General features: G+C 58.6%; 10 protein-coding genes. 4 read left to right on the forward strand and 6 right to left on the reverse strand.

All coding sequences use genetic code 11. From position 1 onward, the window contains the following. Positions 1-312: 312 nt before the first annotated feature. The 5 genes from LB565_RS28580 to LB565_RS28600 are packed head-to-tail and all read right to left on the reverse strand — an operon-like array spanning position 313 to position 6887. Positions 313-1683, reverse strand: coding sequence for an O-antigen ligase family protein (locus LB565_RS28580; RefSeq protein ID WP_224589427.1), 1371 nt, complete (start codon positions 1681-1683; stop codon positions 313-315). Next, a complete protein-coding gene (asnB, locus tag LB565_RS28585) occupies positions 1680-3650 on the reverse strand; it encodes an asparagine synthase (glutamine-hydrolyzing) (protein WP_224589428.1) in 1971 nt (656 codons plus the stop codon). The genes LB565_RS28580 and asnB overlap by 4 nt, the downstream gene beginning before the upstream one ends. Before the next feature lie 5 nt (positions 3651-3655). Further along, complete coding sequence (locus LB565_RS28590; RefSeq protein ID WP_263488691.1) at positions 3656-4513, reverse strand: class I SAM-dependent methyltransferase; 858 nt, start codon at positions 4511-4513, stop codon at positions 3656-3658. A gap of 37 nt (positions 4514-4550) precedes the next feature. Then, positions 4551-5549 (reverse strand): NAD-dependent epimerase, encoded by a 999-nt coding sequence (locus LB565_RS28595; RefSeq protein WP_224589445.1) that lies wholly within the window; start codon positions 5547-5549, stop codon positions 4551-4553. Between the two features lie 57 nt (positions 5550-5606). Then, positions 5607-6887 (reverse strand): nucleotide sugar dehydrogenase, encoded by a 1281-nt coding sequence (locus LB565_RS28600; RefSeq protein WP_224589429.1) that lies wholly within the window; start codon positions 6885-6887, stop codon positions 5607-5609. 220 nt (positions 6888-7107) lie between these two features. On the opposite strand from LB565_RS28600, the gene LB565_RS28605 reads away from it, so the two are divergent. Both LB565_RS28605 and LB565_RS28610 read left to right on the forward strand, forming a co-directional pair. Then, entirely contained in the window at positions 7108-8232 is a 1125-nt protein-coding gene (locus LB565_RS28605; protein ID WP_224589430.1) for a glycosyltransferase family 4 protein, read from the forward strand. 95 nt (positions 8233-8327) lie between these two features. After that, positions 8328-9065: a class I SAM-dependent methyltransferase gene (locus tag LB565_RS28610; protein WP_224589431.1), complete on the forward strand. Its 738-nt coding sequence runs from the start codon at positions 8328-8330 to the stop codon at positions 9063-9065. Here LB565_RS28610 and LB565_RS28615 read toward each other — a convergent pair. Then, complete coding sequence (locus LB565_RS28615; RefSeq protein ID WP_224589432.1) at positions 9062-10768, reverse strand: ABC transporter ATP-binding protein; 1707 nt, start codon at positions 10766-10768, stop codon at positions 9062-9064. The two genes, LB565_RS28610 and LB565_RS28615, sit on opposite strands and share 4 nt — an antisense overlap. Before the next feature lie 258 nt (positions 10769-11026). Here LB565_RS28615 and LB565_RS28620 point away from each other — a divergent pair, with 258 nt between their 5' ends. After that, positions 11027-11929 carry a hypothetical protein gene (locus tag LB565_RS28620; protein ID WP_224589433.1) on the forward strand — a complete coding sequence of 301 codons (903 nt, stop codon included), beginning with the start codon at positions 11027-11029 and terminating at the stop codon, positions 11927-11929. Between the two features lie 151 nt (positions 11930-12080). Further along, complete coding sequence (locus LB565_RS28625) at positions 12081-13331, forward strand: glycosyltransferase (protein WP_224589434.1); 1251 nt, start codon at positions 12081-12083, stop codon at positions 13329-13331. Positions 13332-13334: the final 3 nt, after the last annotated feature.

Raw genomic sequence — 13334 nt, forward strand, 5'->3', positions numbered from 1 at the left:
GACGGATCGGCTCCTCGTCCTTGGATTTAAGCGTAAGCTCTGAAATCGTCATGTGTCGAAGCCTTCAAAGGCTCCAAGCATCGCGGCTTAACGCAACCCGCGAAAGGTGCGGTCGGAACAGCGCTTACGCAGCATTTCGGGGTCAAGGAATTCGGCTTAGGCAGGGCCTTAAAGCAGAAGATCGCTAAATTTTTGTCGAACTGAGGCGTTAGCCAGTTCCTTGGGAACAGGACCTCGGGAGCCGCTCCAGCGATCTCAGCGGCAGTTTAACGAAGCGCCATAATCGCTGTCGCGGCATGGCAAGTGGTCTGGTCAGCGCAGCGGCGGAATCCTTCGTCCGCAAGCCAGGTACGTCCCCGAAAGCAAAAAAACCATTAGCGTCGAGTCAAGAATGTCGTGGCCGATGAGCATGCCCGCCAGTCCGCCGACAAGATATATTGTCACTGTAACGACGATCATCGTTGCGCCAAAGCGCTCTGTCGGATCGACGCTGGAGCGCAGAACCGCAGTCGCATTCCACAAAGCGACGAGAAAGATGGCAGCCAAGGCAACCGCGCCGGCAAGTCCAGCCTGCACCGCTGCGGTCAGAAAGCCGTTGTGAAAGTGGCTGAGTCCCTGATTTCCGAAGCGGTCTTTGAACCCTTGTTTAGCAATCATGCGGCTGGCGGACATGCCGTGCCCGAAGAATGGCGCCTGGCGAAAAGCATCCAATCCGATTTCCCACAGCCCGACCCGCAACCCTAGTGGAGTGGAATGATCCCCTTTCGTTGCGAGGGAATTCCAGTCGTCGAAAAGCACATGCGTGCGCTCCGCGACGATTGGAAAGGTGATCGCCGTCGTTAACAGGCCGGAGGCCGCGGCCATGACCAATAGACGCCTCATTTCCGGCCATGTCAGCCTCTTGCGATTGATCGCAAGGACCGAGACAGCGGTGATCGGCAAGGCCACCCAGATCATCCGTGAGCCGGAGTAGACCGTCGCTATGACGCCTGCGAGCGCGGCGGCGCAGAGTGGCTTCCAGGCTTTTTCTATTCCAGACAGGGCGGCAGCAAGACACGTCATCGCCGCAAGACAGGTAACCGTTGCAAACACGATCGGATTTCCGGCACCTCCTTCGGCTCGTAGCATGCCGATCCCGTGATACTGGACAGCGGCCAACACCAGCGCACCGACGCACGCTGCGGCGCTCGCTTGTACGGCCAGGCGCGCCAGATCCGACTTGTCGGTAATGCTCCAGGTCGAATAGGAAACAGGAAACAGTAGTAACGTGACCAGCGGAAGGAAGTGCGTCATGTCCGACCGCAATGTGCCGTTGACAATGGAGGCCACGACCTGTGCCGCGCAATAGGCGTACATGGCGAGGGACATTGCAAGCATCGGCCCGTCGATATTGAGGCGGCGGCGCCCGGCGGCCAGCAGCGCCAAGGACCAGAGCGCGCCACCATGAAAAACGAAGCTGACCACCGATCCAAGCACCGGCGGCGAAAAGAAGCAGGCGACCGAGAAGTACCGGTTCACCTGTTCAGCCGTCAGGTGGCGCGGAGAGGAAGTCGATAGGCCCGTTGCCTTTGCTGACGGTCCGGGCGCAGATCTTTCCATCGATCCAGCCTTAGGTTCTTCATCCGAGTCGGTATGGCTGATCGCTTTGGCATCTGACAGGATAGTGCCGATGCGCCTGTTCAAGCCGCAACCGCCGCTGAGGCGCCCTCTGTTGCTTCCCGCCAGGACTGGAACATTAGCACGTCCCAAAGCAGGTACTGATTATTGCCTTGTCCGGATAGATGTTCAGACCAGGCGCGCCGTATCGACATTGGTTGAAAGAACCCATCTTCGCGCAGCCGGCGCTCATCCAGAAGTGCCTCCGCCCAATCGCGCAGGGCACCGCGTAGCCAGGCGTCGATGGGTACGCCGAAGCCCATCTTGGGACGTTCCACGAGCTCTCGCGGAACATGCCTGTAGAGCAATTGCCTGAGCGGCCACTTTGTCTTCCCCTCGGCCCGCAAAATGGAAAGCGGCAGCGAAAGGGCGAAGGCCACGAGGCGGTGATCGAGTAGCGGTACACGGGTTTCGAGACTGACTGCCATTGCCGCGCGGTCGACCTTGACCAGGATGTCGTCTGGCAGATAGCTCATCAGGTCGACAAACATCATACGCTCGACATCGCCCGGAAGGGTCGGGAGCGGTTCAAGTCCTGTCAGCATAGTGGGGGGCTCAACCGCATCATGTACGACGTCGGCCGGCTCCCAATGCGAGCATAGACGCCGATAAACATCGCCGGCGTTTCGCAGGTTAAGAACGGATGCAGCTTTATAAATTTTGTCGCCTATGCGTTCGCGGCGAAGGTGCCGGGGCAACAACGGCATGATACCAGCTGCGAGATTATCGTAGAAACCGGGTGAAGGGACTGTCGCCAGGCTGGCCGAGGCGCGCCGCAGCCCCATCGGAATACGGGAGAGCTTGTTCCAGAACGCATCAGCGAACGAGTATCGCGAGTAGCCGGAGAAAAGCTCGTCTCCACCATCGCCCGACAGCGCAACGGTGACACTGCCGCGCGCGAGTTTCGAAACCAGGAAGGTGGGGATTTGCGAGGAGTCGGAGAACGGCTCGCAATAAATGCGGGGCAGTTGCGGAACAACATTGAGCGCATCCTGATCGCTCACATAAAGCTCGGTGTGCTCAGTTCCGAGATGGCGCGCCACCTGTTTAGCGTGATGCGCCTCATTGAAGCCTGCTTCGCTGAAGCCGATCGTGAACGTCCGCACAGCGCGGGAACTTAGCGATTGCATGACTGCGACGATCGCCGAGGAGTCGATGCCGCCCGACAGGAAGGCGCCGAGCGGCACGTCAGCAATCATCTGTCCCTCGAGCGCGCGTCGCAGATGGCGCTCGACTTCATCGACGGCTTCTTCCCTGCTTCCTTGGAACGGCTCGTGGCTACCTTGCTCGGCGACTTCTCTGGCGCTCCAGTAGCTCTCGGCGCTTGGCTGACTAGCAGGATCGGAAAGAACAATAAATTGACCCGGCCTTAGTTTCCGGATGCCTTGATAGATGCTGTAGGGGGCTGGGACGTAATTGTGACGCATCATTAGCGCCAACGCCTCGCGGTCGATCTGGCCGCGCCAGTCCGGAAGCGAATGAAAGGCCTTGGGTTCCGAGGCAAACGCGAAGGCTTTCCCGATGCGACCGTAGTACAAGGGCTTTTCCCCAAGGCGATCGCGCCCGAGAGTGAGTGTCCTCTGTCGGCGATCCCACAGCCCGAACGCAAACATGCCGACCGCCGATTGAAGCGCCTGCCGTAGCCCCATCACCTCGATGGCGGCCAAAAAAACTTCCGTATCGGAGTGTCCACGCCAGGAGATTGCGCCAAAGTCCCGGTCAAGAGCCGTCCGCACCTCACCGTGATTGTAGATTTCCCCATTGAAGACGATCACATAGCGGCCGCTGTGCGAAATCATCGGCTGGGCGCCGGCCGAGGACAGGTCAATTATCGCCAATCGGCGCTGGCTAAGTGCGATGCCAGCTTCGGCATCGGTCCAGATGCCTTCCCCGTCCGGTCCGCGGTGACGAATCATGTCGGCCATGCGGCGCACGCTCCCGGCCCCGCTGCTTGTGGCGGCTATTCCGCCCATGATGCCGGCAATTCCGCACATTCGGCTCAACTCTCCCCTACAGCCTGGCCCGTACTTGCTTTGCCGGTCGCGAGATCAGAGTGAGAAAGGCTGAGATCGTTTCGTTCGAAACACCATTCACCGCAGCCGGTGCCGAAAAGGCCAAGTCCCGCATTGACGTTGAAACGCTTTCCGGTCCGAAACCCAAGCTTCTCGACGAACGCCTCCAACTCTCCGGCCGTGGTCGATTGATAAGGGTAGCCGCCCAGCCAATCATCGACATCGGCCAGGAACTCCATGCCCCGGCGCGCTCGATAGTTCTTCATGAAGGAAATCGCGTCCCTGTGACGAAGTGCTCTTGCCGACAAGTAAGCTGACACAAAGAGCGCCTTCACCGGCGGCCGTAGCCAGCGATAAGAGGAATAGAGCCTTTTCTCGACAGTCCACAACCCGCACAGAGGCGTCTTGAGATAGATGGCAATGGCATATTTTCCGCCTTGCCCGACGAATCCGGCCGCATTGCGGATCGCCGTCCACATGTCTCCCGTGTGGTGTAGGACGCCCCATGAGTAGACGATGTCGAATGCGCCGGATGGTAGCGATGCGCTGGCAAGTACATCGCCGGGCCCTACACTCCATTCGGCATTCGGCGCGAACTTGGAAAGCACCGCCCGGGTAGTTTCGACACAGCCTAGGTCATAATCGAGCGCCGTAACGCTGGCTGCCCCGAGCCGGAGAGCGGCCGCAGAATGGAGGCCAGATCCACAGCCTATATCCAGAAACGTCTTGCCGCTAAGGTTTCCGACGAGGCGACGGAGATCCGCGCATGCTTGGCTCAGATGCTCTTCCTCGAAACCCTCTGCAAGTCCGGACCAGTTGCGACCGAAATCGTAGCGCGCATTCATAGACTGCCGATCATTTGTTGTCCACCGAAGCTGTCGATCATACCCGATAGTATTCGCGATACCATTCTACGAAGCGCGGGACGCCGATCTCGATCGGGATGCTGGGCTTGAAGCCGGTGACCTCTTCGAGCGTACTGCCGTCGGCGAAACTCGCGGGAACGTCGCCCGGCTGGAGCGGCACCAGGTTGCGGGCGGCCTTGCGCCCGAGCGCGTCTTCCAGGACTTCAATCAACCGGGTCAGCAGAACGGGTGAACCGCCGCCGATGTTATGTATCCGGTAGGGCGCGCTACTGGTCGCCGGATCGGGGGAGTCACTCGACCAAGCAGGATCGGCTGTGGCGGGTCGCCCTATGACGCGGACAATACCTTCAACGATGTCATCAATGTAAGTGAAAGCCCGCTGCATGTTGCCATGGTTGAAGACGTCGATCGGCTGGCCGGCGAGGATGGCCTTGGTGAAGATGAACAACGCCATGTCGGGCCGTCCCCACGGACCGTACACGGTGAAGAAGCGCAAGCCCGTCGTCGGCAGCCCAAACAGATGGCTGTAGGTGTGGGCCATCAGCTCGTTCGCCTTCTTGCTGGCTGCATAGAGGCTGAGGGGATGGTCGGCGGAATCATGCACCGAGAACGGCATGCGCGTGCTGCCGCCATAGATCGAGCTCGACGACGCATAGACGAGATGGCCGACCGAGGCCTGCCGGCACCCTTCCAGGATGTTGAGGAAGCCGTTGAGATTGCTTTGCGCGTAGACGTGCGGGTTGACCAGAGAATAGCGAACGCCCGCCTGCGCGGCGAGATTGACTACAATCTCCGGCACGGCCGACGCAAAGACAGCAGAGATGCCATCGCGGTCGGCGAGATCGGCATGCTCGAATCGAAAGTTCGCGAACGCTTTCAGTCGCTCGAGGCGCGCCTGCTTCAGGGCGACGTCGTAATACTCGTTCATGGAATCGATACCGACGACCTGCCTACCCTCGGCGAGCAGCCTGTGGCAGAGGTGAAAACCTATGAACCCGGCTGAGCCGGTGATCATGATCGGTCTGGTCGATGCTGTCACAGCGTATTCCTGGCGTTCATTTCGGGCCGAGTCTCAAAGGCTCCAATATCTTATCTGGTCGGGAATTTCATTCGGCTTGATAGCAGACTTGACGTCGAACAGCGTCCCTCCTGGCCGGATCATCTGAAAAATGTGAGACTTCTCTCCTTGCAGATAATGCTTGTGCGGCACAGCCAGAACAAGCGCCTGCAAATCGTTCATCTTATCAATGGGCACGATTGTTTCGCCATGATCACGTCTTGCGATTTCGGCATCGGCAAGCGGGTCATGGACCTTTGGAGCAATTCCGAATTGTCTCAATTCCGTAACCAGGTCAAAAACGCGGCTGTTGCGCAGATCGGGCACGTCCTCCTTGAATGTCAGCCCGAGAATGCCGACTGAAGCTCCTTTTACGGGCACGTCCGAACGGATCAGCTGCTTGACGATCTGCTGAGCCACGAATGCTCCCATGCCGTCATTGATGCGTCGGCCGGCAAGTATGATCTGCGGATGATAGCCTTCAGCTTCCGCCTTTGCCGTCAGGTAATATGGATCGACGCTGATGCAGTGGCCGCCCACAAAGCCCGGTTTGAAGGGAAGAAAGTTCCATTTCGTCGATGCGGCATCAAGAACATCCTGCGTACGGATCTCAAGCCGCTCAAAGATCATCGCCAACTCGTTCATCAACGCAATGTTGAGATCGCGCTGCGTGTTTTCGATGACTTTCGCCGCTTCCGCGACCTTGATCGATGGGGCCCGATAGACGCCGGCATCGACGATACGGCCATAGACGCTTGCTACACGCTCCAACGTCTCGGGGTTTTCGCCCGAGACCACCTTGACGATCCGTTGCAACGAATGCTCACGGTCGCCGGGATTGGCGCGCTCTGGCGAATAGCCAAGGGCAAAGTCGACGGGATGCTGCAGGCCGGAAATTCGCTCGATGATTGGCCCGCAAAAGTCTTCGGTCACCCCAGGGTAGACCGTCGATTCGAAAACAACAACGGCACCTTTGCCTATCACTTCTCCAACAAGTTCGGATGCCAGCTTCAGGGGACCAAGATCCGGAGCGCGGTTGACGTCGATGGGGGTCGGCACCGCGACAATGAAGAAAGTCGCGGCTTTCAGGGCCTCCCGATCGGTTGTAAGCAAGATCGAAGATTGCATGAGTGCCGAGGGTTCGACCTCTCCCGTGCGATCAATGCCATTGCGCAGCTCGCCAATCCGCCGCTCGCTCACGTCAAACGCGATCGTTCCGGGGAAAACCTTTCCGAATGCAACAGCCACCGGCAGACCGACATATCCCAGGCCGATGACCGCGATCCGTTCCAACATCCTCGATATTCCCCCGGTCACTTACTAGTCGAGGCGTTTTATGGCAGGCACTGGGTCAATTCAACGATGTCCGGTTCTGGAAGCCAAAGTCTCCACTCAAAAATGTTTCGTCTGCTGAGGCCGATCGATTTTGTGGAAAACCTTAGTCGGCCTTTGGGTTTCGGGTCTCGGAAACTTAAAAGAGACGGCCGGAAGTCAGGGCTCAACACAAATCGAGCGCATGAAACGCATTGTCGTCATGGTGAGTGAGCCAAAATCCCTGGCAACGACCAGAGGACATCTTCTGCTCGCGCTGAGAGCTGCCGGGTATGAGGTTCATGCCGCAGCGCCAATTGACGCAAGCGCTGTTCGTTGGCTGACCGAAAACGGTATCTGTTTCCATCCATTACCAATGGAGCGTGCCGCCATAGCCCCGTTCGGCGACGTGCGATTGCTGTTTCGCCTTTACACAATGCTGCGGGAACTCAAACCGCAGGTCGTGTTGACCTGTGCGATCAAGCCGATTGTCTATGGCATACCGGCGGCGGCGGTCGCCGGGGTATCGCGCCGACACGCGCTAATAACCGGACTTGGCTATGCATTCACTGATCGTCATAAGTCGATGCGCTGGAGGATTGTCAATCTGGTGGCGCGATGCCTTTACGCTCTCAGCCTGCGTTGGGCCACAACGGCGACTTTTCAGAACCACGACGATCGTGACGACTTTCGTCGCCTTGGATTGCTTGGGCGGACGCCCGCCCATGTCATCGACGGTTCGGGCGTGGATCTCGACCGCTTCAAGATGGCGCCGCTTCCGACCAAACCGCGATTTCTCATGATCGCCCGCCTGCTGCGCGACAAAGGTCTGGCCGAGTATCTGGGCGCGGCGAAACTGGTGAAGGCGGCCCGACCTGAAGCTCAATTCGAACTCGTTGGCGACAGGGACCCGAATCCCGCCGGATTTCCGCTCTCGGGAGTCGCGGCCGCGGTCAGGGACGGCACAGTTCACTATCAGGGGCCTGTCGAGGATGTGCGTAAGGCAATCGCCCAAGCACGCATCTTTGTGCTCCCGTCCTATCGCGAGGGGACGTCACGCTCGGTCCTGGAAGCGATGGCAATGGGACGCCCCGTCATCACGACCGATGCGCCGGGCTGCCGGGCCCCGATCGTGCCCGGAGTGAATGGACTGCTGGTGCCGGTTGGTGCCACGGGTCCTCTGGCAGAGGCCATGATCCGGTTGATCGACAACGTGGAAGAGACCGATCGGATGGCCAAAAGTAGTCGGACAATCGCTGAGCAGCGCTATGATATTCATAGGGTTACCAAAAGGATGATGGAAATTATCGAAACCGGGCTCGGCGCATAATGACAGGTGCAGAAAAGTCGTCATCGGACCGATACGAATTCGGAGCCAATTGGGCTGCGTTCGTTGACAAGCACTATTCAAGTGACCGCCGCGAGATGGCGATCAAGAAGCTGCTATCCTTCCTGGGCAGGGAAAGCCTCGAGGGGATAGACTTCCTCGACATCGGCAGCGGTAGCGGATTGCACTCGCTTGCAGCCTTTGATGCCAAGGCGGAACGGATCCATTCCTTCGATTTCGACCCGCTGTCGGTCAAGACAACTGGAAAATTGCGACAGCTCGCGGGTGAGCCTTTGAACTGGACCGTCGAGCGCGGTGACGTGCTCGATTTCGATTATATGGAGAAGCTGGGCACCTGGAGCCTCGTCTATTCCTGGGGTGTGCTCCACCATACCGGCGCGATGTGGCAGGCGATCGAGAACGCGGCCGGCAGGGTGGCGCCCGGCGGTCTCCTCTTCATCGCCCTTTATTCGTCGAATGTCGTCAAGCCCTCCGCGCAATTCTGGCTCGATGTGAAGCGCCGCTACAACGCCGCTGACGCCCGTCAAAGGCGGCTGATGGAATACTGGTACATCTGGCGCTTCGGACTTGGTCGCAACCCGCTGCGATGGCCGCTGCTCCTGAAGCAGATTTTCGACAAGAAAAAAGGGCGCGGCATGAGCTACATGACCGACGTACGCGACTGGCTCGGCGGCTGGCCGATGGAATTTGCCGATGACCAGGCGGTCGTCGATTACCTGAAGAAAAGGTTCGAGCTGATCAGGATATCCACCGGCGAGGCGTGTACAGAGTTCCTTTTCCGCGAATGCAGCATCCCTTCATCGGCGAGAAACTAAAGCAGCTCGCTCTGAGCGGTCCGTCCACCCGGTCTGGTCGAGACATGCGGCCGACCATCTTCGAGGGTTACGACTTCATCGCAATCTTCGACAGTTGTCAGGCGATGCGCGATGATCAGCACAGTTAGCCCAGCAGGAAGTTCCCTGATTGCCTCCATGACAGCCGATTCGGTTTCCTTGTCAAGCGCACTTGTGGCCTCGTCGAAGACGAGCACCGACGCTTGCTTGTACAACGCCCGTGCAATGCCGATGCGCTGCCGCTGACCGCCTGACAGGCGCACTCCGCGCTCGCCTACCCGCGTTTCGTAGCCGTGCGGCAAGCTTTCGATGAATTCCTCCAGAGCGGCCTGCTGAGCAGCAATGCGGACGCGGTCCCGGTCGACCTTGGCGGGGTCGATGCCAAACGCGATGTTCTCGATGATTGAAGCGTCGGCCAGAAAGATGCTTTGTGGCACATGGGCGATCTGTCTTTGCCAGGCGCGTCGCGTGGTGCCATCCAGCCTCTGCCCATCGATCTCTATCGTTCCCGTCGTCGGCTCCAGCAGACCCATTATCAGATCGACCGTTGTGCTTTTGCCGCTTCCGGTCTTGCCGACGAATCCGATCTTGCTTCCTTTGATAATCGTAAGATTGAACCGCTCGAGTATGGGGGCCTGGTCGGAGGCGTAGCGGAACGACACATTATTTAGCGCAATTGTTCGATCGAATTGCAGCCTCTCGGGAGGAGGCTGGTTCCATTCCGGGCCAAGTGGCGTCTCGAGCGCGTTGAGCACAACTTCAGCACCGGCAAGATTGCTCAGTATGAGCGCCCAATTGCCGTATACGAGTTGCATGGACGGGAGCAAACGTTGAGCTCCGAGAACGAATGTTCCAAGCATCGGAAGCACTTGACCGGCATTGTTGGTGCGGGTGATCAGGAAATATGCAAGCACCGCGATGATCACCATGCCCGCTGCTTCGATCGCGAAACGCGGGGCGCCCGCAGCGAGCGCGTTTGTGGCATTGGCGCGCTGCATGTGACTGTCAAGCTCGGTGTATCGCGACAGAAAGTACGGTTGGGTGTCATTGATGATGACGTCGCGGATGCCGCCCAGACCCTCCTGCACGGAGCGAATGCCTTCGGCCTGGACGCTGGCGATAATCCGAGCGTTCTTTTTCAGTTGCTTGCGGATGGCTAGCGACATGATGATATACACAGCCCCGAAGCCGGCAAAAATAACGAAGGTGATGAAGGAGCTTAGAACGAAAAGGGCAGCGACTATGAAAACGCCGATGATTACGCCGCTGATTGATTGCAGCAGCGGGAGCATCACACCTGCGGTGATCCCCTGAACCTGACGCAGCGCAGCCAGGACGAAACTGGAGTTGCGCGAAACGTGGTAGCTATAGGGTTGGTGAAGCACGCGATCATAGACTTGAACGCCCAGTTCATGGCCCAACGAAAAGACGTAAGAATTCGTGGCCCATGTCAGGAAGATGCGCACGATACCCGCGGTGATCGCAACCACCGAAAACAGGACCGTCAAACCGAGAAGGCTGTCGGGCGAGCCGGGCAGCCTGAAGCCGGCGAGTTGGCGGGCGAGCAACGACTGATCGCCGATCGCTGCGGGGTTGGCAATACGGGCAAGAAACGGGAGCAAGGCACCGAGCGTGGCGGCTTCGGCAAGGGCGCCAAAAGCCATCAGCAACAAAAGCCCAAACAATTGCCTCTGCCGACGCTTCGGGACCTGTCTCCACAGGTGCCGAAGCGTGTTCAGAGTGCTGCCCGAATTTCGGTTTTCGCTCAATGTCAGGTCACTGTCCGTCTTCAGAGCGCCCAATGCAAATGTATTGCCCGGCTCACGACAAGCCACAACTGGCGCCGATTGACAATTTTGTACCGCAAACACGAGATTAAAGTGTCCACAATTTCCCGGCGGTGGACGCGAGGCAGCGGCCGTGGGGAGTGTTACGTTGAAACGATGAGCGATGTCATCAAGATCCGCGCCCGAACGCCGTTCTCCAGCCTCGTGGCAGGGACGGCGCGCGCGTTGGGGATTTATCTGGCCGTGGCCGGAACAGCCTTCCTGATTTTTGTCTCAGCCTATCCCCTCGGGTTGGTCGGTGCTTACCCGACGCCGCCCGCGGCCGCGATCGAAGGGCCACTCGGATTCGACGAGGAAGTCGGGGATGTCGAGGACCTCTACCGCAGGCCGGATGAACCGATGCAACGGTATCTCGCTCGACTGACCAAGACGGTTGCAGGCGGGATGGTGCACTATTGGACGGAGAGCGACAGCTGGGCCGCAACTGATACGCCATACACCAGGATAAGCGCTTTCGATAACTACCTGCTCTGGATGCTGAGCTTTCACCCAGAATACCAGCAGAACCTGCAGAACTACGAATTTGTTACGCCCCGCAAAGCTCTCGACCGCGGATATGGCTTCTGTTCGCAGGTTTCAAAAATCGTCTACTCGGTGCTCGCCGACCAGGGGATTGATGCGACAATCTACACTGCGCCCTCCCACACCGTCGTTCAATCGAACGGCTACGTTCTCGATGCCGACTATGGTGTGTTCGTTCCGCATTCCCTTGCCGAGATACGACAGGATCCGTCGATCATCGATTCCTACTACGGTCAATTCGGATCGATGCTTAATCTCGTGAAGGACGCCTATGCTCAACCGTGGCAACCGCTTGGGACGGCCGAAGGTTTCAAAGACGTGCGTGCGTACGAGGCAAAATTCGAACACTTGAAATGGGTTCCCCCATTGATGCTCCTCGTTTTGGGGATGCTGCTTTTTGGCGGCGGCACGCTGCTTCGGCGCCGCGAAAAAAAAGTAGCTTCCGTTTCGCGTCCAATTTCTGGCGCGCTTTCCTGATGTCATTTCGACTATAAAATCGCTCGCACATGACTTGTTGTGAACTTTCATTGCCGACCGGAGCTTAGGCTTGCGGAGGTCCTGCACCCTGTGGCAAGCCAGTCAGTCATAATGATGCGGTTGGGAAATGGTGCTGCGAGAAGAAGCGCCGATGACTGATGCCGAGGCACAAAGGTCCTCGATTACGTCGTCTTCCAGGCTCTGGAGGATGCGTCGTCGAGGCGTATTGTTCGTTATCGGTCAACTCGATCACGGCGGAACGGAAAGTCAGCTTGTGCTGCTTGCCAGGGAATTGAAGAAACGGGGCTGGAAGGTCGAGGTCTTTTCGCTTTCGTTTGGCGGCGTCCTGGCCGAATCCCTTACTCGCGCCCGGGTTCCAATATCATACGGGCTTCATCGGCCGACAACCTCATCCACCTCAGCCAAGCCAGACGCCAAACCGGGTGTCGCCCGAAAGACCCGTCCAAGCGTGAAGGCGATGCTGGTTCTCGGCGCCGCGGTCGCATCGCTTGCCGGTAGGATCGCATCGTCTCGTCCGCGCGCCGTTCATGCATTCCTGCCTTTGACCAATTTCCTGGGTGCCCTTGCGGGGCGATTGGCGTTGGCACCCCTCGTCATCACCTCGCGACGCGGCCTTGGCAACCACCAGGAGCGATGGCCACGGCTGCAGCGTATGGATCGGATAGCCAACCGGCTCTCTCACGTGGTTGTTGCGAATTCGCGTGCAGTTGCAGCCGATATGGCGGCTCGCGATGGCTATGACGTCAATCGTGTCCTTGTGATCCCGAACGGTCTTGATCTCAGCCGCTTCGATGATCTGGGGCGGCGTCGGGACGACACGCGGCGACGCCTGGGTCTCACGCCCGAGGACATCGGCATCGCCATTGTCGCCAATCTGATCCCGTACAAGGGGCACGGGGATCTCATCGAGGCTTTCGCCGAGGCGAGCCAGAGGCGGCCGAATTTAACACTGTTCATCGCAGGGCAGGATCGGGGGATTGGACCGGCTCTTATAGAGCAATCGCGGCGCCTCGGAATTGAGGCGAAAGTGCGCCTTCTGGGGATGCACGATGATGTTCCCGGGCTGCTGGCCGGCATGGATATCGGTGTGATCGCCTCCCACGAAGAGGGCTTTTGCAACGCTTTGATGGAAAAGCTCGCAGCAGGTCTTCCCGTCGTTGCCACGAACGTCGGGGGAAACCCGGAAGCTGTCGCCGGCATGCCCGGCTGTGCACTGGTTAGGCCGCGAGACCCCGCCGATCTGGCTCGCGGCCTTCTTGCCGTTCTTGATCGGCTGCCGGAGCCACCAGCCGAACGGGAGTTTCGTCAGCGGAAGATGCGCGAGCGATATTCCACAGCGGCTATGGTCGATGCATATGAACGCCTTTATCTGGCGAATTGAAAA

The sequence above is a fragment of the Mesorhizobium sp. CA14 genome (assembly GCF_020165195.1).
In the GTDB taxonomy this organism is placed as follows: Bacteria; Pseudomonadota; Alphaproteobacteria; order Rhizobiales; family Rhizobiaceae; genus Mesorhizobium.